Origin of the sequence: Micromonospora sp. NPDC049048, assembly GCF_043197615.1 — a bacterium.
Lineage (GTDB): Bacteria > Actinomycetota > Actinomycetes > Mycobacteriales > Micromonosporaceae > Micromonospora.
This window is the reverse complement of the sequence record NZ_JBICTM010000008.1, coordinates 130,929-152,060: the sequence shown is the minus strand read 5'-3', so window position 1 is coordinate 152,060 and position 21,132 is coordinate 130,929. Positions and strand designations below refer to the sequence as shown.

At 73.7% G+C, this 21,132-nt stretch carries 19 protein-coding genes; 8 read left to right on the top strand and 11 right to left on the bottom strand.

What is annotated here, in order from left to right; genetic code table 11:
• Positions 1-163: 163 nt before the first annotated feature.
• Positions 164-4,117 (bottom strand): type VII secretion protein EccCa, encoded by a 3,954-nt coding sequence (gene eccCa / locus ACGFIG_RS24445; protein WP_393006550.1) that lies wholly within the window; start codon positions 4,115-4,117, stop codon positions 164-166.
• 199 nt (positions 4,118-4,316) lie between these two features.
• Between eccCa and ACGFIG_RS24440 the strand changes: the two genes are divergently transcribed.
• Genes ACGFIG_RS24440 through eccD form a run of 5 tightly spaced genes read left to right on the top strand, consistent with a single transcriptional unit; the run spans position 4,317 to position 10,361 of the window.
• Positions 4,317-5,081 carry a WXG100 family type VII secretion target gene (locus ACGFIG_RS24440; RefSeq protein ID WP_393006548.1) on the top strand — a complete coding sequence of 255 codons (765 nt, stop codon included), beginning with the start codon at positions 4,317-4,319 and terminating at the stop codon, positions 5,079-5,081.
• 33 nt (positions 5,082-5,114) lie between these two features.
• On the top strand, positions 5,115-6,221 hold the full coding sequence (locus ACGFIG_RS24435) for a WXG100 family type VII secretion target (protein ID WP_393006546.1): 1,107 nt from the start codon (positions 5,115-5,117) through the stop codon (positions 6,219-6,221).
• A gap of 3 nt (positions 6,222-6,224) precedes the next feature.
• Positions 6,225-8,633: a WXG100 family type VII secretion target gene (locus ACGFIG_RS24430; protein WP_393006544.1), complete on the top strand. Its 2,409-nt coding sequence runs from the start codon at positions 6,225-6,227 to the stop codon at positions 8,631-8,633.
• A 55-nt stretch (positions 8,634-8,688) separates the two neighbouring features.
• Positions 8,689-8,991, top strand: a complete 303-nt coding sequence (locus ACGFIG_RS24425; RefSeq protein WP_393006542.1) for a YbaB/EbfC family nucleoid-associated protein — start codon at positions 8,689-8,691, stop codon at positions 8,989-8,991.
• Positions 8,988-10,361: a type VII secretion integral membrane protein EccD gene (eccD, locus tag ACGFIG_RS24420; protein WP_393006540.1), complete on the top strand. Its 1,374-nt coding sequence runs from the start codon at positions 8,988-8,990 to the stop codon at positions 10,359-10,361. Before ACGFIG_RS24425 ends, eccD begins: the two co-directional genes overlap by 4 nt.
• Here the strand turns inward: eccD and ACGFIG_RS24415 are convergent.
• A complete protein-coding gene (locus ACGFIG_RS24415; RefSeq protein ID WP_393006538.1) occupies positions 10,358-11,464 on the bottom strand; it encodes a type VII secretion protein EccE in 1,107 nt (368 codons plus the stop codon). The two genes, eccD and ACGFIG_RS24415, sit on opposite strands and share 4 nt — an antisense overlap.
• 98 nt (positions 11,465-11,562) lie before the next feature.
• Between ACGFIG_RS24415 and eccB the strand changes: the two genes are divergently transcribed.
• Both eccB and ACGFIG_RS24405 read left to right on the top strand, forming a co-directional pair.
• Positions 11,563-13,002 (top strand): type VII secretion protein EccB, encoded by a 1,440-nt coding sequence (gene eccB, locus ACGFIG_RS24410; RefSeq protein WP_393006536.1) that lies wholly within the window; start codon positions 11,563-11,565, stop codon positions 13,000-13,002.
• Positions 12,999-13,649, top strand: a complete 651-nt coding sequence (locus ACGFIG_RS24405) for a LuxR C-terminal-related transcriptional regulator (RefSeq protein WP_393006534.1) — start codon at positions 12,999-13,001, stop codon at positions 13,647-13,649. The genes eccB and ACGFIG_RS24405 overlap by 4 nt, the downstream gene beginning before the upstream one ends.
• Positions 13,650-13,785: 136 nt before the next feature.
• Here ACGFIG_RS24405 and ACGFIG_RS24400 read toward each other — a convergent pair whose 3' ends face one another.
• Both ACGFIG_RS24400 and ACGFIG_RS24395 read right to left on the bottom strand, forming a co-directional pair.
• Entirely contained in the window at positions 13,786-14,448 is a 663-nt protein-coding gene (locus ACGFIG_RS24400) for a response regulator (protein ID WP_393006533.1), read from the bottom strand.
• Positions 14,436-15,605 carry a sensor histidine kinase gene (locus ACGFIG_RS24395; RefSeq protein WP_393006531.1) on the bottom strand — a complete coding sequence of 390 codons (1,170 nt, stop codon included), beginning with the start codon at positions 15,603-15,605 and terminating at the stop codon, positions 14,436-14,438. The genes ACGFIG_RS24400 and ACGFIG_RS24395 overlap by 13 nt, the downstream gene beginning before the upstream one ends.
• A 130-nt stretch (positions 15,606-15,735) precedes the next feature.
• On the opposite strand from ACGFIG_RS24395, the gene ACGFIG_RS24390 reads away from it, so the two are divergent.
• A complete protein-coding gene (locus tag ACGFIG_RS24390) occupies positions 15,736-16,158 on the top strand; it encodes a DUF6069 family protein (protein ID WP_393006529.1) in 423 nt (140 codons plus the stop codon).
• A gap of 177 nt (positions 16,159-16,335) precedes the next feature.
• On the opposite strand, the gene ACGFIG_RS24385 is transcribed toward ACGFIG_RS24390, so the two are convergent.
• From ACGFIG_RS24385 to ACGFIG_RS24355, 7 genes are all read right to left on the bottom strand, one after another.
• Positions 16,336-16,683: a hypothetical protein gene (locus tag ACGFIG_RS24385; RefSeq protein WP_393006528.1), complete on the bottom strand. Its 348-nt coding sequence runs from the start codon at positions 16,681-16,683 to the stop codon at positions 16,336-16,338.
• Positions 16,684-16,739: 56 nt separating this feature from the next.
• Positions 16,740-16,925 carry a hypothetical protein gene (locus ACGFIG_RS24380; RefSeq protein ID WP_393006526.1) on the bottom strand — a complete coding sequence of 62 codons (186 nt, stop codon included), beginning with the start codon at positions 16,923-16,925 and terminating at the stop codon, positions 16,740-16,742.
• 104 nt (positions 16,926-17,029) lie between these two features.
• The gene (locus tag ACGFIG_RS24375) at positions 17,030-18,010 is read right to left on the bottom strand and encodes a helix-turn-helix domain-containing protein (protein ID WP_393006524.1); all 981 of its coding nucleotides are present in this window, start codon (positions 18,008-18,010) and stop codon (positions 17,030-17,032) included.
• A 43-nt stretch (positions 18,011-18,053) separates the two neighbouring features.
• Positions 18,054-18,713, bottom strand: a complete 660-nt coding sequence (locus tag ACGFIG_RS24370) for a CoA transferase subunit B (protein WP_393006522.1) — start codon at positions 18,711-18,713, stop codon at positions 18,054-18,056.
• Positions 18,714-18,795: 82 nt separating this feature from the next.
• Positions 18,796-19,554, bottom strand: coding sequence for a CoA transferase subunit A (locus tag ACGFIG_RS24365; RefSeq protein WP_393006520.1), 759 nt, complete (start codon positions 19,552-19,554; stop codon positions 18,796-18,798).
• 358 nt (positions 19,555-19,912) lie between these two features.
• Positions 19,913-20,806 (bottom strand): VOC family protein, encoded by an 894-nt coding sequence (locus tag ACGFIG_RS24360; protein WP_393006518.1) that lies wholly within the window; start codon positions 20,804-20,806, stop codon positions 19,913-19,915.
• Complete coding sequence (locus tag ACGFIG_RS24355) at positions 20,806-21,132, bottom strand: Dabb family protein (protein ID WP_393006516.1); 327 nt, start codon at positions 21,130-21,132, stop codon at positions 20,806-20,808. The genes ACGFIG_RS24360 and ACGFIG_RS24355 overlap by 1 nt, the downstream gene beginning before the upstream one ends.

Sequence of the window (21,132 nt, the reverse complement as noted above, 5' to 3'; positions counted from 1 at the left end):
TCGCGGCGCCGTACACGCTGGGGATGCTATTCAGTCGTCACCCATCGTTAGTACGGCACAAGTACCCGTCACGGACACGGCACTATTACCCACACGGCCCCGGTTGGCCGGCCGACCGGCGCCGCGCGCCGGCCGGCCGGACCAGCGGTGTCCGGGACCCGGATCAGGTGGGCTCGGTCCCGGCCCAGGCGACCTGCACCAGCGAGACCCCGGTGCGCCGGTCCACCAGCTGTCCGCGGCCGGGCGGCTGCTTGCTGGGCTTGACGTCGGCCAGCAACGCGCCCTCGTCCCGGGACCCGGACAGCAGCAGACCGGGCGTGCCCAGGTCACGTAGCCGCTGCACGACCGGCTCGAACAGGCTGCGGCTGGCGCCACCGGAACGGCGGGTGACCACCAGGTGCAGGCCGACGTCCTTGGCCTGGGGCAGGAACTCCAGCAGGGGCGCGAGCGGGTTGTGGCTGGGTGACACGACCAGGTCGTAGTCGTCGACGAGGATGAACAGCTCCGGGCCGGTCCACCAGCTCCGGTCGCGCAGTTGGGCGGCGGTCAGCTCCGGGCCGGGCAGCCGCCGCCGCAGCCCCTCGGCGGCCTCGGTGACGAGCTTTGTGAGCACCGGCTCGCTGCCGGCGTAGCCGAGCAGGTGCTCGCCGCTGAGCGCGTCCACCAGGCCGCGCCGGTAGTCGGCGATGATGACGGCGGCGTCGGCCACCGGGTAGCGGGCCGCGATCTGTCGGGCGATCACCCGCAGCAGGCCGCTCTTGCCGGACTCCACGTCGCCGAAGGCGATGAAGTGCGGATCGGCGTCGAAGTCCAGGTGGGCGGGGCCCAGGTCCGCCTCCGCCAGGCCGATCGGGATCCGCCGGTCGCCGGGGACGGGGCCGGGCAGTTCGGCGGCCGGCACCAGCCGGGGCAGCAGCCGCACCTGGGGAGCGCGCGGGCCGTGCCAGCTCGCGTCCACCTGCTTGACCAGGTCACTGGCGCCGTCCGGCAGGTCGGCGACCGAGGTGTGGCCGTCGATGCGGGGCAGCCCGCCGAGAAAGTGCAGCTTGTCGGCGGTCAGCCCGCGTCCCGGTACGCCCTTCGGCACGCTGGCCGCGGCCCGCCGGTCGTACGCCGAGTCGGCCGCGTCGCCGAGGCGCAGCTCGACGTGGGTGCCGATCAGGTCGCGCAGCGCCGGTCGGATCTCCATCGCCCGGTTGGCCGACAGGACGACGTGCAGGCCGAACCCGAGACCTCGGCCGGCGAGGGTGGTGACCGACTCGTCCAGCGGCTCGAACTCCTGGCGTAGGGTCATCCAGCCGTCGACGACCAGGAAGACGTCGCCGAAGTTCCGCCCGTCCGGGCTGGGCGGGGGCCGGCGGCGGAAGTCGGCGATCGAGTCGATGCCGTGCGCGGCGAACGACCGCTCCCGCTCGGCCAGCAGGCCGGTCAGCTCGGCGATGATCCGGCGGACCCGCTCGGTGTCCATCCGGTTGGCGTAGCCGCTGACGTGGGGCAGGCCGGACAGGCTGGCCAGGCCGCCGCCACCGAAGTCGAGCAGGAAGAACTGCACCTCGGTCGGGGTGTGGGTGAGCGCCAGCGCGGTCACCAGGGTACGCAGCAGGGTGCTCTTGCCGCTCTGCGGTGCGCCGAGCACGAGCGCGTGCCCGGCCGCCCCGGACAGTTGGGTCCAGAGCAGGTCCCGGCGCTGCTCGTACGGTTTGTCCACGATGCCCAAGGGCACCGTGAGCTGGCCGTTGCCGGCCCACCCGACCGGGCTCAGGCCGCGCCGCGGGTCGATGCCCAGCGGCGGCAGCAGTTGGTCGAGGGTGGGCGGTTCGGCCAGCGGCGGCAGCCAGATCTGGTGCGCGGCGGGTCCCTTGCCGAGCAGCCGGCCGATCATCGCGCTCAGCACCGTCCCACCGTTGGGCGACGTGGTGCCGGCGTCGGCCGCCGGGGCCGGCGCGTTCACCGGGTCGGCCACCGTCAGTGGGGCGAGCCCGAACGGCAGGACCCGTCGCTCGTACGGGATCTCCTCGGGCACGGCCGCCGTCTGCTCGGGTGGCAGCTCGCCGGAGACGTACGCGGCCTTGAACCGTTGCAGGGTGGTGGTGTCCCACTTCAGGTACGCCGAGCCGGGCACCGACGGCAGTTCGTACGCGTCGGACACCCCGAGCACCGCCCGGCTCTCGGCGGCGGAGAACGTGCGCAGCCCGATCCGGTAGCTGAGGTGGCTGTCCAGGCCGCGCAGCCGGCCCTCCTCCAACCGTTGCGAGGCGAGCATCAGGTGCACGCCGAGGCTGCGCCCGAGCCGGCCGATCATCACGAACAGGTCGATGAACTCGGGCCGGCTGGACAGCAGCTCGCTGAACTCGTCGATGATCACCAGCAGTGAGGGCAACGGTTGCAGCGCGGCGCCCTCGACCCGGGCCCGCTCGTAGTCGCGTACCGAGGCGTAGTTGCCGGCGGCGCGCAGCAGCTCCTGGCGGCGGACCAGCTCGCCCCGGAGCGCGTCGGCCATCCGGTCGACCAGCGTCAGGTCGGCCGCGAGGTTGGTGATCACGGCGCAGGTGTGCGGCAGGTCGGTCATGCCGGCGAAGGTGGCGCCGCCCTTGAAGTCGATGAGTGCGAGATTGAGCGTCTCCGAGGAGTGCGTGGCGGCGAGACCGGTGACCAGGGTCCGCAGCAGCTCGCTCTTGCCGGAGCCGGTGGCGCCGATGACCAGCCCGTGTGGGCCCATGCCGCCCTCGGCCGACTCCTTGAGGTCCAGGTCGACCGGGCGCCCGTCGGGGTCCACGCCGATCGGGATGCGCAGCCTGTCCCGGGCCGACCGGGGCCGCCAGGTGACCGCCGGGTCCAGCCGGCGCGGGTCGCCGATGCCGAGCAGGTCGGCCAGGCCGAAGGTGGTGGACATCGGCTGTTCGCTGGCCGCCGGTGTGCCGGTGTGCAGCGCGGTGAGCTGCCGGGCGACCACCTCGGCACCGGCGACGCTGAGCCGGTCCGGTACGCCGACCAGCGCGACACCGTCCTGGGTGCGCATGCCGAGGCGCCCCTCGGAGATCATCAGGTCGAGACCGTGTGCGCCGCCGCCGGGGCCGCCGCCGATCTCGAGGACGGTGGTGCCGGCCAGCCCGCCGGGTGGGTCCAGGCCGGCGTCGGGCAGCGTGCCACCGCCGTCGAGGAGGATCAGCAGGTGCGGCGCCTCGGGTCGGGCCCCGGGCCTGAACGGGCCGCGGGTCGCCGGGGCGGCCGGGTCGTCGGTGAGCAGCGCGGCCAGCTCGGTGAGGTTGGGGGCGGCCAGTCGGGTCGGTCCGCTGGCGTCGGCCCGGCCCCGGTGCACGGCGTGGGGCAGCCACTTCAGCCAGTCCCAGCCGTCCTGCCGGTCCGGTCCGACGCAGGCGGCGACGCGCAGGTCGTCCGGGGAGTGGAAGGTCGCCAGGTGGGCCAGCAGGGCTCGGGCCAGGTCCAGGATCTCGGGGCGGTCGCCGGTCAGGGTGACCCGTTGGAACGAGCGCAGCGACACCGCGACCGGCAGCTCTCCGACGGTGGCGTAGGTGCGGATGAAGTGCCGCAGCGAGGTGGACGACACCGGGTCGAGGTCCTCCAGCGGGGCGGTCTGCGGCGCGCGCAGCGCCGTGGCCAGCCGCTGCGGCCCGGTGCCGACCCGTACCCGGCCGAAGTCCTGATCGGTGCGCGCCCGCTCCCAGAGCCGCTCCGTGCCGGCGAACGACCACAGGTCGGCCGGGTCGGGCAGCGCCGCCAGGGCCGCCTCCCGCTGGCGGACCGCCACCTCACGGACCTGCCCCCGCAGCCCGCTGAGATAGCGCAGGTAGTCGCGTCGCTCGTCGTTGATCTGGGCCTTCTTCGAGGCGCCGCCGCGGGACAGGCTCATCACCAGCATGCCGACCATGGCGCTGATGTACAGCGCGCCGAAGATCCAGGTCATCGCCCCGCCGGACCGGCCGATGTAGACGAACGACATGGCCCCCATGCCGAGCATCATCGGCAGCATGAACATCAGCTGCATGCCGCCCTGGCCGCCGCCGCGGGGCAGGGCGGGCGGAGCCTGCAGCATGATCTCACCGCGCGGTGGTTCGGGCAGCATGGCCCGGCGACGACGGAAGGTGTCGACAGACATCCGGCGGTGCCTCCTCGGCCCGATGGGCTCGGTAACCCGTGGTCACTTTGACGGGGCAGGTCGTGGGTAGTTTTGCCGTTTAAGGGCTCGCGCGCACCAACCTACGATGACCCGCAACCATCCGGAAGCCGCCTCAGGCGGTGGAGCTGCCCGGCCCGGCGTGGCACGGGCCGGGCGATCTGGCGGGAAGGTGCCAACGATGACGACAGGCTCGTCTTACAACGTGCGGCCGGACGCCGTACGCGGAGTGGTCGGCAACGTCGTCGGCATCCTGCTCCAGGCGTACAGCACGGTGGTGGAGCTGGAGCGGTTGACCGTCGCGCCGACGTCGTTCGCGAAGCTCGGCTCGCCGGTCGCCTCGGCGAACGTCGCGATGCAGGGGCAGGTCGTCGGCACCATGCGGACGCTGCTTCAGCTGTTGCAGGAGGTCAACGACCTGGTGCACCGCAGCGCCAACGACTACGACGACGCCGACCGGGCGGTCGCCGCCGCGCTCGGCGGATCGCCAGCCGGCGCCGGTCCGTCGCCCGGCACGGAACCCGGTGCCGCGCTCGCCGGCTACGCGGCCAACGACAGCGCGGGCGCGGCGGGTGAGCCCGGGTCGGTCGGCAACGTGCTGGACTACCTGGGCCGGGCCGGTCTCGGCGAGCTTTCCGCCCGCCCGCTGACCGAGGTGACCTTCCGCGACGCGCGGGACTTCGCCGACTGGCTCGACCGCAGCCCCGCCAACCAGGAACGGGTCGGTCTGCTGGCGGTGTACTCGGGCAGCGGGCGGGACGTCTCCGGCCTGGTGCACCCCGGCGACGTGGTCGTCGTGCAGCCGTTCACCGGTGACGGCGGCCCGGTGATCGGTGTCGCCGGCGCGAACGGCCAGCTCTACAACCACGGCGCGGTCGGCTCGGCGGCCGAGTTCGGGCGCGTGCGCGTCTACCGGCCGATGACGGACGCGACAGCGCTGTGGTGAATCCCGACGACGTGACGCCGAGAGAGGTGCGCCGTGCTTGACATCCCCAACTCGGGTGCGCTGGACGCCGCCGCCGGCGGGCGCGGGCCCGGCACCGTCGCGCTGCCCTCGATCGTGGGCGGCGACCCGGCGGCCATCCTCGCCCATGCCGCCGCCATGACCGCGCGGGTGGCCCGGCTGGTCACCCTCCTCGCCGACCTGGAGCGGGCCCGCGAGCAGCTCCGTGAGGTCTGGTCCGCCGGGTCGGCCAGCGAATCCGTGGTGCAGAAGCTGAACAGCTCCTTCGCCAGTTTCCAGAAGATCATCGAGACCGTGTACGCCGGCATCCGCGAACTGGAGGGTGCCGCCGCGCAGCTGACCACCGCGCAGACGGCGTACCGGGCGGTGGTCGGCGCGGTCAACCCGACGGTCGCCGCGCTGATGTCCAACCCGTACACCCAAGCGGCCGGACGGGCGCTCGCGGTCAGCACCACCGGCATCCTCAAGGCCTTCCTCACCGGCATCGGCGGCATCCTCACCGCCATCGGGGTGACCAACCTCGGCCAGATCCTGACCGGCCTGGCCGGCATCGTCGACCAGGTCGAGCAGCTGTTCTCGAAGAACAACGACGGCGGTGCGACGCCCGCTCCGGCGCTGCCGGCCGGGAGCGCGGGCAATCCGGTGCTCGCGCCGCCACCGATGGCCAGCGTCGCCACCGGCGCGGGGCAGGCCGCCCTGGGCGGCGGCTACGGCACCGGGGGCTACGGCATGCCGTCGTTCACCGGCGCGGGCTATCCGGCCGGCGGGTCGATGAGCAGCTACACGCCGTCGGCGCTCGGCACCGACCAGTGGGTCGCGGTCCAACCCGGACAGTCCTCGCTCTCCGGTGCGGCGCCGGTGACGACGACGCCCACCGGCCCGGTGCAGACCCTGCCGATCCCACCGGCCGCGCCGGTTGGCGTGCCCGTACCCGCGCCAGGCGGCTCCGGTGGCGACGGCGACGTGACGGTCACCGCCACCAAGGGCGACCTGTCGGTGACGGTCGAGGTGCCCGTCGACACCGGGCGCGCGTTCGACATCGAGGTCACCGCCAGCTCGGGTGGACAGACCGTCGACGCCGACATCAGCGTCGGTGCCGACGGCTCGGTCAAGGTGGACTGACCGGTGACCGGCGTCCTCCCCGTCCTGGCCCGCAGCACCATGGACCTGTCCGGCGTACTGTCCTGGCTGCTCGAGCGGTACGCCACGGTGCTCGCCGAGTACCGCCGGCAGGTCACCGGCGACCCGGCCGGGCTCCGGGCCACCGCCCAGGCCTATCTCGCCGTCGCCGACCGGACGGCGGGCGTCTCCAGCGACCTGGACCGCCGCCGCTGCGGGCTCGGGGCGCACTGGCACGGCTCCGCGTACGACGCGTTCGGCTCCGCCTCCTGCCGGGTCACCACGGGGCTCGACGGCACCGAGGCGCGGCTGCGCCGGCACGCGGCGGCGCTGGAGCGCGCGGCCGGCGGGTTGCAGGCGGCGGCCGGCACCGGCGACGTGGTCATCGCCCGCTTCCGGGCGAACGCCCAGCTCCTGGTGGCCGCCGCCCGCGCGGTGCCGATCAGCCAGATCGGCGTGCTGATCCAGCAGGCCCGCACCGTCGGGGAGCAGGCGGTGACCGCGATGCGCGGCGTCCACGAGCGGCTCGGCGTCGTGTTGGCGCAGGTCGCCGCCGAACTCGGCGGGTCGTCCCCCGCGGGTACCGCCGGGTCGACCGCCGCGGCCGGCGCCGACGGGCGTACCGCCGGGGAGACGGTGCGGGCCGCGCTCGCCGGGGACGTCGCGCCGGCGCAGTTCCGGCAGGCCATGGCGCAACTCGCGGTGGTCACCGACCGGGCACGCGCCGCGCAGCCGCCGTCGGCCGCGGACAAGGCCTTCCTCACCGCGTTCCACGGCGCGCTCGGCGACCAGGTGTTCGACCTGCCGGCCTACCTCAACGCCACCGAGCACCGCTACCAGACCAGCCTGTTCGGCCTGTTCGGGGAGACCGCTCCCGGTTTCGCCGCCGCCGACCGGCAGGAGATGCTGCGGACCGTCGGCAACGGCATCCTGATCCTGTCGCGGGACCCGGCCGACCTGCCCGCCGCGGTCCGCGACCTCGTGCACACCCGGGCCGCCACCGAGACCAACATCGGCACCAACTCGTTCGGCTTCACCCACGAGATGCCGTCGACGCCGGGCCGCGCGCCGCTGACCGGGGTGCTCGGCGAGACGGTCTACACCAACCGGCTCGACGTGCCCCGCTACGCGCAGTGGGAGGCGCTGTCCCAGCTGACCGGCGCGGCCGACCGGAACCTCGTCGCCGGGGCCGACTACTCCGCCGCGGTGACCCGCCGGGTCGGCGAGATGGCCGACGTCACCCAGCGGCTCGACGACCTCTCCCGGCACAACCCCGGCCAGCCCGGGTACTACGTGTCGACCAACGACGCGGTGCTCTGGGACAAGCCGCGGGTGGACGCGACGTTGACCTCGCTGCTCGACGTGTCCACCCGCAACCACGTCGCCGACGCGGCACTGGCCGGCGACGGCGAGACGCTGCGCCGGTTGGCCGGCTTCGCGTGGGCCGACGACGGCGCCACCGCGGGCCGGGTCGTCGACTGGATCGGTGCCGCGAGCGCCGATCCCGCGCGACACGACCTGGCCCGCGGCGCGTACGTGAACCTCGCCCAGACGGTCACCGAGCCGGCGTCGCTGCCGCAGACGCTGGCCGCGATGCGGGAGAACCCCCACTTCGCCGAGGCGATCGCCCGGGCCACCGCGCCGAACATGGACCTGTACGCCCAGCCGCTCGACGGCCTGGACACCAACCCGGCGGCGCAGCGGCTGGGCAGCACCGACGCCCGGCACATGCTGATGCTCGGCCAGGTCACCCAGGACGGCCGCGACGAGATCAACGCGGCCGCCGACCTGTACCAGGAGTACCTGCTGCGGCAGGCCGACACCGGGACGATCCCGATGGAGCAGGCCGGACGGTACGCCGGCAACGTGGACGGTCTGACCAACGCCGCGGCCGCCAACGCCATCTGGTACGCCAACGTGCAGGACGCCGAGCAGGCCACCCGGACCGCGCAGGAGGCGTACGCCCGGCAGGTGGCGATCGCCAACGCGGTCAAGGACGTGGTCGGGTTCGGGGTCGGCAAGCTGCCGGAGGTCGGCTCGTTCGCCGGGTTCGCGTTCGGGCAGACGGCCAACGTCGTCACCGGTGCCATGCAGGCGCCTGCTCCGGTGCTGCCGCAGAGCCTGCCCGCCGACGTGTTCCACCATCCACAGTTGACCGGCAACGGCGCCGGCTACACGGCGGCCGCCGACCTCGCCAGTTACGAGCTGCGCACCGGCGGATCGGCGCCGACCGTGCCGGTCGGGACGCTGCACGGCGCTGCCGCCGAGGAGGCCGTACGGTGGGCCCGGACCGACCCGGGACGGGCCGACTACATCGACGCCTACACTTCCGCCGCGCAGTATGTGTACCTCGGGAACGTCGCCACGCATACTCGTGAGTCGATCCTGTTCGACGTACAGGGGCGGCGGCCGTAGCCCGGGTGGCGGATGCGGCGCCGGCGGGCGGCGGAGACCGGAGGGGAAACGACAGATGGAACCGGCGATCGAGGATCTGCTCGCCCAGGTGCGCGAGCAGCAGCAGCGGATCGAGGACATCCAGCGCTCGGTGGCGGCCCTGGAGGTGACCGGGTACGCCGGCAACGGCGACGTGACCGTGAAGCTCAAGGGCGACGGCCGGTTCACGGACGTGACCATCGACCCGCAGGTGCTGCGCCGCTACGACGCCGAGGCCCTCGGCCAACTCGTGCTCGAGGCGGTGAACGACGGCTTGGCCAAACTCGCCTCGGTCAGCGAGGCGAGGTACGCCCCGCTGCTCGGCGAGGCCCAGCAGTGACCACTGCGCTCGCTCCCCGGCGCGTCACCGTGGTGGCGCCACATGCCCGGCTCGACGTGTCGCTGCCGGTGCAGAGCACCGTCGCGGAGTTGCTTCCGCAACTGGTCCGGCTCCTCGCCACGAACGCCGACCGGGCCGGCGGGATCGGCTGGGAGCTGCGCCGTTTCGGTGGCCCACCGCTCGACGGCGCGGTCACGGTCAGCGGCGCCGGCGTACGCGACGGCGAAGTGCTCTACCTGGGCACGGTCGACCGGCGGGCCACCCCGATGCTCTTCGACGACGTGGTGGATGCCATCGCGAGTGCCGCCGCGGACCGGCCCGGCGTGTGGCGGGCGGCGGTGTCGCGGAGGGTCGGCGGTGCCGTCGCCGCGCTGGCCTTCACCGCGGTCGCGGTCGCGGTCGGGTACAGCGGGCTGCCCGCGCTGACCACCGCGCTGCTCGCCGGCACCCTGGCCGTGGTGCTGCTGGTCGCCGGCGGGGCGTTGTCGCGGGCGTACGGCGATCGGGGGCTCGGCGCGGCGGTGGCCGCCGGTGGCGTGCCGGCCACGCTGATCGGCGGGCTGTCGGTGACCGCCGGTCCGGGCGCGGCGATGGGGCTGTCCGCGGGCCGGCTGGCCCTGGCTGGCGCGGCGGCCACCCTCTACACGGCGCTGGCCGCCGTGGTGGTGGCCGAACAGCGGTTCGCCGCCGCCGCGGTGGCCGCCGCGGTCGGCACTCTCGGCGCGCTCGCCGACCTGCTCACCGCCGCCTCGCCCGCCTCGGTCGCGGCGGTCACCTGCTGCGCGGCCGTGATGGCCAGCCCGGCGCTGCCGATGCTCGCGCTGCGGCTCGGCCGGCTGCCGCTACCGGGCGTGCCGACCGACGTGGAGTCGTTCCGCCGGGACGAGCGGCCCACCCTCGGGCCCGAGGTGGTCGGTGACACCGAGGCGGCCGAGCGGGTCCTGACCGGTCTGTTGTGTGGCCTGGCGGTCATCGTGGCCTGCTGCGCCGGGATACTCCTGCTGACCGGCGGGCGCTGGGCGTGGGCGCTGGCCGGGCTGGCCGGCACCGGCCTGCTGCTGCGCGCCCGTGCCTACGTCGGCCTCGGCCAGCGGGCGGCGCTGCTGGTCGCCGGCGCCGGGTCGGTGCTGGGCCTGACGGCCCGGGCGGGCCTGGCCGGCGGCCCCGGGACGCGGCTGTTCCTCGCCGCGCTGCTCCTGGTGACCGGAGTGGTCTGCGCGACGTACGCGGTCCGGGCGGCGGCCAACACACCGTCGCCGTACTGGGGCCGGCTGCTCGACGTGGTCGAGTTCCTGGCGCTGGTCGGTCTGGTGCCGGTGGCGGGCGCGGTGCTCGACATCTACGGCGCGGTACGCGCATGGGGCGGCTAACCCACCGGCAGGCCTGCCAGCGGCAGCGTCTCCCACGCCGCCTCGGCATGTGCCCCGTCCAGTGGCACCAGGTTCCCGCCGAGCCCGGCGGTGGCCTGCCGGGCCTTGTCGGCGACCGCCTCCCGGGCCGGGCCTGCGGGCACCGCGACCCGGATCAGCGCCGTGCTGCGGGTACCGCCGCCCCGCTGCCGGTCCCACCGCACCGACACGGCGCTGACCAGGGCCGGTGCGGCGGCGTGCCGGCGGAGCAGCGCCGCGGCCCCGGCCAGGTTCCGGACAGCCCGGCGTGGCCGGTAGCAGACCTGGTGCAGCATGCCCAGCGACCAGTGGTGCCAGGTCTCGGTGCCCGGATCGCCCCCGCGTCGTGGGTCGACGCCGAGCACGGTGGCCCACGCGTCGCGCAGTTGACCGCCGTCGAGCGCGGTGACCTGGTGCCCGGCGGCGTGCAGCTCGGCGGCGAGTCGCAGCGCGGCGGCGCCGGCGGCACGTACCGCGCCGGGCTGGCCGCCGCCCCGGGCCAGCACCGCCCGGGTGGCCGTCGCGGGGTCGAGCCGGATGGCGATCCACCGGGCCGCGTTGCCGGTGCCCGGGGAGTGCCAGTCGACCAGTTGCGCGCCGGCCAGCGGCAGGTCGGGGTCGTCGTAGCGGGCCACCAGCCGGCGCAGCAGGTCGTCGAGGTCGCCGTCGGGTTCGGCGCGCAGCAGCGCGGTCCACGAGTTGCCGTCGCCGGCGAGCCCGACCCGGTTGCCCGCCCGGTCGGCGTCGGTGCGGATCCGCAGCGTGGGCAACGCCGGCAACGGGCGTCGCGAACGACGCCGGAAGCGGTGCCGGACCGCCACCCAGTCGGACAGCCACCGGCCGCGCCACCGCACCCCGGTACCGAGTACCACGAGCGCCGCCGCCGCGGTGGCCGTGCCGCCGACCGCGTCGTACGGGCCGCCGGCGGCCACCGCGCCCAGCGCCGCCGTCTGCCAGAGCACCAGGCGGCCGACGCCGAGTCCGCGCCACCTGCGCTGCCCCACCGGCGGTACGGGCATCGACGGCCCGCCACCAGGCCGTACGGACCTGAACAGCAGCGCGGTGGCGGGTGCGGCTGGTGGCATGGCGTGGCTCCCCGGGGTCGAACTCGTCGTCGATCCGTACCTTGCATCCGTAGTTCTAGTGCACCGGGCGTGCACCGCACCATGGCGGGGATGAACTGATGTGGACACAGCGGGACCAACTACAGGCGTACCAGTTCCTGCGCCGCCGCCTCGTCTCGGCGCTCCAGGTGGGCGACGCCAACCATCCGGTGTCGCCGAGCCGCCGCCTGGTCATCGGGTGTGCGCTCGGCGCCGCGGCGGCCCTGCTGGTGACCGCCGGCTTCGGGGTGTACGGGTTCCTGCGGCCGGGCGCGAACAACGACTGGCGCAAGCCCGGCCAGGTGGTCATCGAGAAGGACACCGGCGCGGCGTACGTGATGGGCACCGACGGGTTGCTGCATCCCATGCTCAACTACGCCTCGGCGCGGCTGCTCGCCGGCGGTGACGGCACCGCGACCAGCCGGGTGTCGAGCAAGTCCCTGGCGGGTGCGCCGCGTGGCGTACCGCTCGGGATCCCGGGCGCGCCGTCGTCGTTGCCGGCGCGGGACCGGCTGCTGACCGCGCCGTTCACCGTCTGCGCGCGCAGCGCCGAGGGACGGCCGGCCGGTACCCCGCCGGTCACCACGGCGCTGGCCGGGGTGCCGCCTGTCGGTACCGAGGTGGGCGCGGCGACGGCGCTGCTGGTCGCCAGCCCGGACGGCGCCGAGCACGCGTTGGTGGCCGGGCGCCGGCACCGGATCGCCGACCCGGCCACCGCGGTGGCCCTCGGCTACGACGCGGTACGACCGCTGCCGGTCAGCACGGCCTGGTTGAACGCGGTGACCCCCGGTCCGGACCTGCGGCTGATCACGGTGGCCGGGGTGGGCTCCGCCGGGCCCCGGGTCGGTGACCAACCGACGCGGGTCGGCCAGGTGCTCGCCGCCACGAACGTGGGCACCGAGCCCCGCTACTACCTGGTCCGCGCCGACGGGCTGCTGGCGATCGGGCAGACCGAGGCGGCGCTGGTGCTCGGCAACCCGGCCAACCGGGCGGCGTACCCGGGCGGCGCGGCGCGCGAGATCGGGGTGACCGCGGCCGACGTGGCGCAGTCGCAGCCGGTGACCGGGCCGGCCGGCGACTATCCGGCCCGGCTCGCCCCGCCGTTGGCGGTCTCCGGCGAAGGGGTCGCGGTGTGCGCGACGCTGGACGGTGACCGGGCGGTGATCAGGTTGGGTGCCTCGACGGGTGTGCCGGCCGGCGCGGCGCCGATCGCGGCCGGTGGCGGATCCCGGGCCGACGCGGTGTTCGTGCCGGCCGGCCGGGCCGCCGTGTTGCGCGAGCGGCCGGCACCGCAGGCCGCGCTCGGCACCGTCTTCCTCCTCACCGACCAGGGGGTGCGGTATCCGATACCGGACGGGGACGCGCTGAAGGCACTCGGTTACGGGACGGTCCAGCCCACGGCGGTGCCGCCGAGCGTGCTGGCCCTGTTCCCGACCGGGCCGGTGCTGGAGCCGGCCGCCGCCCAGCGGCCCGCCCCGGTCACGGTCCGGCCGGCCGCCGGCACGGAGGGGACGCGGTGACCGGGGGGACGACGATCGAGGTGTCGGTGGTGGAGGATCACCCCCTCTACCGGGCCGCGCTGGTCCGCGCCCTCGGCGACGCGCCGGACATCCTGGTCAGCACCACCGCCAGGTCGGTGGAGGAGTTCGCGGCGTACCAGCAGCCCGGGGGCGGGGTGGTGATCCTCGACCTGAGGCTGCCGGGCGTACGCGACGCGGCGGCGGTGGTCGCGGTCACCGGCATGGGGCACCGGGTGCTGGTCGTGTCGGCGCACGGGGACCAGTCCGACGTGCTCGGCGCGATCGCCGCCGGGGCCCGCGGGTACCTGACCAAGGACGCCGACGCCGACGAGATCCTCCGGGCGGTACGGGAGATCGCCGCGGGCAACACCTACGTGTCGCCGACGCTGGCCTCGATCCTGCTGGACTCGTCCCGTGGCCGACAGCCGTTGTACCGGGTCCCGCTGTCCGACCGGGAGCGTCAGGTGCTGTCGCTGCTGGCCGCCGGTGAACGGGACCAGGACATCGCGGAGGCGCTGGCGATCAGTGTCCGTACGGTCCGCTCCCACCTGGACCGGATCCGGGAGAAGACGGGACGCCGCCGGCGGCCGGAGTTGACCCGACTGGCGATCGAGGAGGGCATCGCCGCACCGGCGCAGAACCGCTGACGGCCTCGCTCAGCCGCACCGCCGGCCGCCGTTCGACGGGCGGAATCCGCGCACCCCGCGGGTGGGCCGCTGACCGGCGTCCCGCGGGCGTGCGGCTTCGCCAGGCCCGTGGCGAGGAGGTCGCCGAGCCCAGCGGTCAGGAGAGTTCGGCGTCGTGGGCGAGGAGCGCTATCTGGGTGCGGTTGCAGAGGTCGAGCTTGGTCAGGATGTGCGACACGTGGGTCTTCACGGTGGCCAGGGTCATGCCGAGCGCGGCGGCTATATCGGCGTTGTTGCGCCCCTGACCGATCGCCACCACGACGTCGCGCTCGCGCGGGCTGAGCACCGCGAGGGCGGCCTTCGCCCGGGCGTACGCGCCGGCCTGGACGGCGACCCGGGCCATGAGCCGGCGGGTGACCCGTGGCGACAGGATCGGCTCGCCGGCCGCGACCTGCCGTACCGCGTCGACGATCCGGGCCGGTGGGGTGTCCTTGAGCAGGAAGCCGCTGGCCCCGGCGCGCAGCGCGGACAGGATGTTCTCGTCGGTGTCGAACGTGGTCAGCACGATGATCTCGGGCGGCCGCGGGCGCGCCCGTAGGCGGCGGATGGCGGTGATGCCGTCGACCCGGGGCATGCGCAGGTCCATCAGCACGACGTCGGGGGCGTGCGCGTCGGTGGCGGCCGGCACCTGGTCGCCGTCAGCGGCCTCGCCGACCACCGCGATGCCCTCGGCACCGTCGAGCATCATGGTCAGTCCGGCGCGGACCAGCGCGTCGTCGTCGACGACGAGCACGCGCACCGGCGGGGTCATGCCGGCCATGGTATTGACGCGTGCAGCCGGAACTCCCCGTCGACCACCTGGTGGTCGAGCCGCCCGCCGGCCAGGTGCACCCGCTCGGTGAGCCCGACCAGCCCGGCGCCCCCGGACCAGCCGGGCGGCGTCGTGCGCTCCGCCGCCAGCGCGTTGCGGACGTCGATCTCCAGGCCGGCGCCGGGCCCGCCCCGCAGGGCTACCCGGACCGGCTGGCCCGCGGCGTGTCTGCGGGCGTTGGTCAGGCCCTCCTGGACCACCCGGTACGCGGTGCGGGCCACCGACGGGGGCGCCTCGCCCGGCTCGTCCACCGCCTCGCGCAGCAGCACCTCGGCGCCGGCGTCGCGGGACTCGTCGACCAGGCGCGGGACGTCGGCCAGCACCGGCTGCGGGCGGCTGTTCTCGCCGTCCGGCGGTTCGTCGTCGCGCAGAAGCGAGATCACCTCACGCAGCTCCTCGAGCGCCTGGTGCACCCCGTCCCGGACGACCCCCGCGGCCTGGGACAACCGCTCGGGTGAGGAGTCCGGGCGGTACTCCATCGCGCCGGCGAACGTCGCCAGCAGCGACAGGCGGTGGGCGAGGACGTCGTGCATCTCCCGGGCGATCCTGCGGCGTTCCAGCATGCGCGCCTCGGCCACCCGGCGGCCCTGCTCCGCCTCGGCGCGGCGGGCCCGCTCGTGCAGCGAGCGGATCAGCGCTTCGCGGGCCTGCGCCCACGCGCCCCAGCCGAGCAGCGCACCGTAGCCGATGGTGACCAGCGCCAGCCACCAGCCGTACGACATGCCGCCGTTGGACCGCCAGACGCCCTGGACCGCGTGCGCGGCGACCCCGGCCGCCGCCACCGCGACCGCGACCGCGGCGCGCCGGCGGCGCGCCACCTGGAGCGCGCCGATCGTGGCCGGTGGGGTGGCGGCCGGCGACACCGCGGCCAGCACGGTGAGCACGGCCGTGCTGGCGACCGGCCGCCACCACATCAGCGGCGTCAGCAGCCAGCTCAGCGCGCCGGCCGCGAGGTCGAGCGCGAGCAGCGGGCCGGGCGAGCGGCCGCTCCACCAGCCCAGGATCGTCGCCGCGGTCAGCACGCCGGACACGCCCAGCAGCACGGCGGTGGTGGCGAGACCGGGGCGGCGGTCGCAGTCCTCCGACCCGAGCGGGAAGCGGTGCACGCGGCGAGGCTAACCGGCGGGCACCCGGCCCCGACACCTGCCAAAGTTGGTGGTCGCGTTCTCCCAGGAAGGACCGGCGCCGCTCGCGGACCGATGTGTCCACCCGGTGCGGACCGCGACGCTCATCGGCATGACGAACGACATGCGACGGACCGACACGACCTGGACCACCACGCGGCGCACGGGCCGCGCGCTCACCGTCGCCGCGGGCGCAGCCGGCGCCCTTCTCCTGTGGGTCCTCAACGATCCCTGGGCCGGCATCGATCTCACCGTCCGCGAGGGTGAGGCGACGCGGCACATCGGCCCGGCTGCCGTCGTGGTGGCCGCGCTGGTCGCCGGCCTGGCCGCCTGGGGCCTGCTCGCGCTGCTGGAGCGTACGGTCCGCCGGCCCGCCCGGACGTTCCAGGTCATCGCGCTGATCGTGCTGGTGCTCTCGCTGGCCGGCCCGCTGGGCAGCGGCGTGGGCAGCAGCCGGCTGGTGCTGCTCGGCATGCACCTGACCGTCGGCGCCGCCCTGATCATCGGGCTGCCCCGTCGGCGGGGCTGCCGATGACGCCGACACTACTCACCGCCCGGTGGCGGCTGATCGACCGATCAGGACGGAGCCGCCCGCCGTCCTCGGCAGCGGCGCCGGCCCACCGTCGTCCGTCGACGGATCGCTCGGGTCTCGATGCCACGGGCCCGGGGCGCGACGCGTCGGGGCTTGGACCGCCCTGGGCGCCGCTGCCGCTCAGATGCCGCAGGAGACCGTGGCGCCTCCGCCCGAGAGCAGGTCGCTGCGGGACCAGCCCGACACGCCGGTCGCGCGGTTGTGCAGGTAGGTCCAGCGGGCGCCGTCGTGCCCGGTCCGCCAGCAGCGGAACGTCGCGGTCTGACCGGGCTGGCCATGGCCGAGTGAGGTGCAGTCGGAGCCGGGCCCCGTGCGGATGTTGATGCCGGTCCCCGCGAACGTGCCGTTGACCTGCGGCTCGAAGCTCGCGATTCCCTGCGGGCAGGACGCTTGGGCCGGCGCGGCGACCGCCAGCACGGCGGCGCTGCCCAGCATGACGGCGGCGATCGAGATTCGTACGGTTCTCATGCGGATCTCCCTTGGTGAGGTGACGGACATGTTCAGCCGTGCCGGTGGACGCGGCATCAGAAGCGGGGATCGAGACTGGCCAGTGCGATCGGATTCCCGCTGTACGGCGTGGCGGTCAGCCTCTGGTTCTTCTGGTTGCGGGCCACGTCGGCGGCCTGCGCCGGGCCGGACATGATCGGCAGGATGGCAAGGACCAGGGCCACGGCGGTGGCCCGGTGGAGCTTCTTCGCCCACGAGCGCACAATTCGATTCCCTTCCCAGTGCTGTCGCTTCGGACAAGCCGACTTCCTGAGACGAGACTGCCCGCCGCATCCACATCTGCCGTTGCGGCTGGGTGCACAGGTGTTCAGTCTCCGTGCACGCTCGGGAGCTGCTGGCGGAACTCGGTGGGCGATTGGCCGTACCGGGCGCGGAACGCATGGCTGAAATGCGCGGCGCTGGCGAATCCCCACCGGGCGGCGATCGCGTTGACCGTGCGGGCGGCGAGCCGGGGTTCGGCGAGGTCGCATCGGCACCGCTCGAGGCGCCGTTCGCGGATCCAGCCGGCAACGGTGTGCTCCTCCTGCTGGAACAGCTTGTGAAGGTAGCGCACGGAGATGTGGTGCGCCGCGGCGATCGCGCTCGGAGTCAGGTCCGGGTCACCGAGATGGTCGCGGATGAAGGCGTGGATGCGGGCGGTCAGCGCCCGTCGGCACGTGTCCGCGGGGACGACCGTCCGGGCGTCCAGCGCGTCGGCCAACGCCGTGATCAGCACGTCGAGCGTAAGGGTGGCCAGACGCGCGGTCTCGGCCGGGGTCAGTGCGTCCAACTGGTCGGCGAGTTGCAGCAGGAAACGCGACGACAACGCGCCGACGCCGCGGGCGCCGGGAATGCAGACGGCGCTCAGTTCACGCAGGTCCCGGGGAGGAAACGGCAGCAGCGCCCGTGGGAAACGCAGGAGCAGCATCCGGCTCGTCGCATCGTCCGGCCGGAGTTCGGCCACGTACGGACGCGAGGTGTCGTAGAGCACGAGGTCCCCGGCGCCGAACTCCGCGCACCTGCCGTCCTGGGTCAGCCTGCCGTTGCCACTGACCATGCAGCTGACCTTGAACACTTCCGGGTCGGCCTGGCGGATCAGCCGGGGCGTACGGCGCACCGAGTGCGCCGTCGTCGTCATCAGGGTCGCCTGCACCGGGCCGAACTCGCTGATGCCGACCCGTGCCTCGAAGCCGGTCTCCGCCTGCCGTTCCCGGGCCAGGTCGTACGGCACCCAGAGCTTCGCGCTGACCTCGCGCCAGAAGGCGAACCGGTCGCCCGGCGAGACGTCGGCGGTGCTGACAACGTCCATCGACCAACCATAGTGACCAGCACCGACGGGCCCATCCGATTAATCAGACCTCGGCGTCGTCCTGGCGCCTCAGGGCGACCGCGAACTCAGGTTCGGTCTTGTCGCGTACCTCGTCGAGGCTGACGCCGGGGGCCAGCTCGGTGAGGACGAGACCGTCCGGGGTGACCTGGAGGACGCACAGATCGGTGATGATCTCCTGGACCACCGCGCGGCCGGTGTAGGGCAGGGAGCACTCGTTCACGATCTTGTACGAGCCGTCCTTCGCGGTGTGCTCCATCAGGACGATGACACGCTTGGCGCCGTGGACCAGATCCATGGCGCCGCCCATGCCTTTGATCATCTTGCCCGGGATCATCCAGTTGGCGATGTCGCCGGTTGCCGAGACCTGCATGGCGCCGAGGATGGCGGCGTCGATCTTGCCGCCACGGATCATGCCGAAGCTCATGGATGAGTCGAAGACCGACGCCCCCTTGCGCAAGGTCACTGTCTCCTTGCCCGCGTTGATGAGGTCGGGGTCTTCCTCGCCCTCGTACGGGTAGGCGCCGACACCGAGCAGTCCGTTCTCCGACTGCAGGACGAGCTCGACGTCATCGGGGACGTAGTTCGGGACGAGCGTCGGCAGGCCGATGCCGAGGTTGACGTATGAGCCGTCGGTCAACTCGCTGGCGGCCCGCTGGGCCATCTCCTCACGAGTCCATGCCACGGTCGTTTCCTTCCTGTTCGATGCTGTGGACGCCCGGTCCCGCGGTGGGTACGGCGACGGGCGCCACCGCCCGGCGCCTCCTTCACCGGGAGCGGACGGTGACCCTCTCGATGCGCTTGTCGGCTGCCTGCTCGGGCGTGAGGGCGACGACCCGCTGGACGAACACGCCCGGGGTGTGCACGTCGTTGGGGTCGATGTCGCCGGGCTCGACCAGGTGCTCGACCTCGGCGATCGTGACGCGGCCACACATCGCGGCGAGCGGATTGAAGTTACGTGCGGAGTCCTTGTAGACGAGGTTGCCGTGCCGGTCGCCTTTCCAGGCGCGTACCAGCCCGAAGTCGGCGACGACCGCCTCCTCGAGCACATACTCACGGCCACCGAACTCGCGGGTCTCCTTGGCAGGCGACGCGGTGACGACGTTGCCCTCGCTGTCGTAGCGCCAGGGAAGGCCGCCTTCGGAAATCTGGGTGCCGCCACCGGTCGCGGTGAAGAACGCGGCGATCCCGGACCCGCCCGCCCGCATCCGCTCGGCGAGCGTGCCCTGCGGGTTGAGTTCGACCTCGAGTTCGCCGGACAGGTACTGCCGGGCGAACTCCTTGTTCTCCCCCACGTAGGAGGACACCATCCGACGGATCCGCTTCGCGTTCAGCAGACGTCCCAGGCCCCAGTCGTCGACACCGCAGTTGTTCGACACCACTTCCAGATCCGTGACGCCGACGTCGAGGAGGGCCTCGATGAGCACCGACGGAATTCCGCACAACCCGAAACCACCGACTGCCAGCGTGGAACCACTGGGGATGTCCGCGACCGCCTCGGCCGCACTCGCGATGACCTTGTCCACCGGTACTCCTGTCGGGCTGTTTCCGTGATCGGTCAGGGCCTCCACAGGCCCCTCGGAGGTTGAGGATCAAGCGGGCTGACCTCGATCGTGGCGGCCCGGGTGGGCCGCGCGGCGCGACACCCGCCGTGTGGGTCCTTCTCCGCGCGGCCTCCCGCCGCACCGGACGCGGGTGGTGCCGCGTCCGGCTCTGTGGTGAGCGGTGCCGTGACGGTCGAGGCGGGTCGCCCGACGTGGATGTGCTCGTGGCAGGAACTCGTCGACCGGCCCAGGCACGGGCCCCCGCACGGCAGGCGACATCCGTCGACGGATGTCCACGCCGTCGCCTACCGGGGGGACGAGCCGCTCCACGGACCGCGGCTCAGAAGCGTCCCCAGTCGTCGGCGGCCGGGCGCCACACGTCGATGTTGCGCGGGTCCACCGCCATCCGCCGGGCGCGGTGCGTCTCGTGTTCCTCGGGGGTGAACACCCGGTGCCGGTCGCACAGCTCGTAGCGCGGGCCGTGCCGCACGTCGTGCATGTAGAAGGCGATCGACGTCGAGGCCGAGTGGTTGACCAGGTCGGAGGCGATGGGCACCTTCTTGTACTGGGCCCGGGCCCGGCCGCGCATCACGTGGTCGAAGCTCTTCATCATGAAGCACAGGTGCGCGACGTAGAACTCCTTGTTGCGCTGCAGGGCGAGGCTGTGGTGGTAGCGGTCCTCGGAGCGCAGGAAGACGGTCACGTCGCCGACGTGGTCCGAGACGAGGAACCCGAGCACGTTGGAGTAGAAGTCCAGGGTCTCCTCGTACTTGTCGGTGGCGAGGAACGGGTGCACCAGGTCCAGCGGGCGCAGCTCGATCAGTGGCGGCTCGGCGTACTCGACGAACTCGGTGAACAGCTCCACGATCAGCCCGTTGGGGTCGCGCACGGCGAACCCGGCCTGCACCAGCCCCTTGACCCGGTCGGCCAGCTCCAGGATCTCGTGGCCGGCGGCGGTCACCCGCTCCCGCAGGTCGTCCAGCACCGCCTCGGACTCGACGCTGAACCCGACCGCGGTGGTCCAGGAGACCTCGCGCTGCGGAGCGGCCACCAGCTCGATGCTGTGGTGCTCGATGTCGGCGCGCAGGAACGCGTACTCGTCGTCGTGCTGTTCCAACTGCAGGCCGACGTGGTACTGGAGGAACTCGATGGAGGCGGCCAGGTCCGGCACCTCGATTCGGGCGTACTCCATCCCGTACGGGCCACGGCGGCGGGTGGCGGCCTCGGTGGACATCAGCGACTCCTCTCGGTGCGTGACGCGTCCCCGGTCCCGGGGAGGGTGACGATTGCCTGGCGTTCGATGACGGGGCGCCAGCGTTCCCGGACGAACCGCTCGTGCGACTCGCTGGTGAGGTAGGCGAGCAGTTCCTGCTCGGTGTCGAACTCCACGACGAAGCCGTGGGTCATGGTGGTGTCCCGGTTGCTGATGTTGATCCCGCTACGCCAGTTGCGCATCGCCGGGTACCGGTCGGGGAAGGTCTCCAGCTCGGCCAGGACCGACTCGGCCGCGCCGGGTGGCAGGTCGTCGCGGAACCGGAAGACCAGCATGTGAGTGATCAT

Excerpts from the sequence above, each read along its gene's own strand:
- eccCa (WP_393006550.1), bottom strand. The coding sequence starts at position 4,117 with ATGTCTGTCGACACCTTCCGTCGTCGCCGGGCCATGCTGCCCGAACCA.
- ACGFIG_RS24440 (WP_393006548.1), top strand. The coding sequence starts at position 4,317 with ATGACGACAGGCTCGTCTTACAACGTGCGGCCGGACGCCGTACGCGGA.
- ACGFIG_RS24425 (WP_393006542.1), top strand. The coding sequence starts at position 8,689 with ATGGAACCGGCGATCGAGGATCTGCTCGCCCAGGTGCGCGAGCAGCAG.
- ACGFIG_RS24415 (WP_393006538.1), bottom strand. The coding sequence starts at position 11,464 with ATGCCACCAGCCGCACCCGCCACCGCGCTGCTGTTCAGGTCCGTACGG.
- eccB (WP_393006536.1), top strand. The coding sequence starts at position 11,563 with ATGTGGACACAGCGGGACCAACTACAGGCGTACCAGTTCCTGCGCCGC.
- ACGFIG_RS24400 (WP_393006533.1), bottom strand. The coding sequence starts at position 14,448 with ATGGCCGGCATGACCCCGCCGGTGCGCGTGCTCGTCGTCGACGACGAC.
- ACGFIG_RS24390 (WP_393006529.1), top strand. The coding sequence starts at position 15,736 with ATGACGAACGACATGCGACGGACCGACACGACCTGGACCACCACGCGG.
- ACGFIG_RS24385 (WP_393006528.1), bottom strand. The coding sequence starts at position 16,683 with ATGAGAACCGTACGAATCTCGATCGCCGCCGTCATGCTGGGCAGCGCC.
- ACGFIG_RS24375 (WP_393006524.1), bottom strand. The coding sequence starts at position 18,010 with ATGGACGTTGTCAGCACCGCCGACGTCTCGCCGGGCGACCGGTTCGCC.
- ACGFIG_RS24360 (WP_393006518.1), bottom strand. The coding sequence starts at position 20,806 with ATGTCCACCGAGGCCGCCACCCGCCGCCGTGGCCCGTACGGGATGGAG.
- ACGFIG_RS24355 (WP_393006516.1), bottom strand. The coding sequence starts at position 21,132 with ATGATCACTCACATGCTGGTCTTCCGGTTCCGCGACGACCTGCCACCC.